The sequence below is a fragment of the Elstera litoralis genome (genome assembly GCF_000963705.1).
Lineage (GTDB): Bacteria > Pseudomonadota > Alphaproteobacteria > Elsterales > Elsteraceae > Elstera > Elstera litoralis.
This window is the reverse complement of record NZ_LAJY01000934.1, coordinates 1-1,069: the sequence shown is the minus strand read 5'-3', so window position 1 is coordinate 1,069 and position 1,069 is coordinate 1. Positions and strand designations below refer to the sequence as shown.

The 1,069-nt window shown below is 52.1% G+C and carries 1 protein-coding gene; it reads left to right on the top strand.

Annotated features, from left to right (window positions below; genetic code table 11):
• Positions 1-249: 249 nt before the first annotated feature.
• Positions 250-1,069 (top strand): hypothetical protein (locus VZ95_RS20810; RefSeq protein WP_045777568.1); only part of this gene is annotated, 820 nt, incomplete at its 3' end.

Genomic DNA, 1,069 nt, shown 5'->3' with positions numbered 1-1,069 from the left:
GTTATTGGGCTTTTTTATCAACTGAGTACCGCCCTTTCCCACGTTTTTTCAAAGCACAGTGCTGATCGATGCGACGGCCCCCGGCATGCCCGCGGGGGGTAGCGCTCGTTTGGCGGTGGGGCGGTGCCGGGGAGCGAGATCGTTTTTGCGGACTGCGCAATTATGTGCTGCTTTGGAATCAAACCAATGTGGACGGATGGCTGTGACACCCCTGGGGCGCTTTCTCCCGCTGACCTGTCGGAGCTGACGATGAATATCACGCTTGCTTGCGGTAAATTTACCCGCGCCCAAATCGAGGTTCCGATCAACATTGCGGGGGATCTGTATAATTCTATCTTATCGATAGGGCCTGACTGGCAGGATTCCGAGAGTTCTTCGATTTTTTTGAATTGGATTGGCGAGTATTGCTCTCAAAAAATTGAGCATGTCGCGGAAATCATCAATGCAAGTTATCCGGCGTCGCTCACCGATCCCTCCGACCCTGAAAGTTTCATTCTCAGCACTATTTCGGCATCGGCGCGGTGGCAACCGGGATGGTCCGAGGCAGTCTTTTGTAGTCGCACGGGTTTCAATGATATGGTTCAGCAGTTTCGGACTGTGATGGACCCCGAAAATCTGGTGAGCGGCGAGGCGAGTTTTCAGGAGCTTTGGGGCCTTGATCCTCTGTTGGATCCCCAAGGCGGGCTCTCCGACATTGAAGAACTCGCTTTTATCAGCGACCGCGAGGGCATGCTGACCTTGATGCGTTTCTTCGTTGCCAAACTCAGGGATTCTTTTGGTTTCAAAGAGGATTCGACGATTTTCTTTTCGGTCTATCGCCTTCTTCATGCGCTTTATTTATGCGACCGTCTGCTGTCGGTCGATAAATATCTCTCTGATATGCTGATGTCAGGGTCCAAGTTTGGGCCGCTTTACGCGCAGTTAGGGACTGAATTTATTCAGGATGTGCGCTTCGTCGTAATCTCCGTGGTGTCGGCGAGTGAAAACGGGGCCGGGTATTTACTCGTCTACAATAAAGACCCCAGCCAATTTGAGCAACCGGATGGCGATTCCGGGAAAACGCTGATTG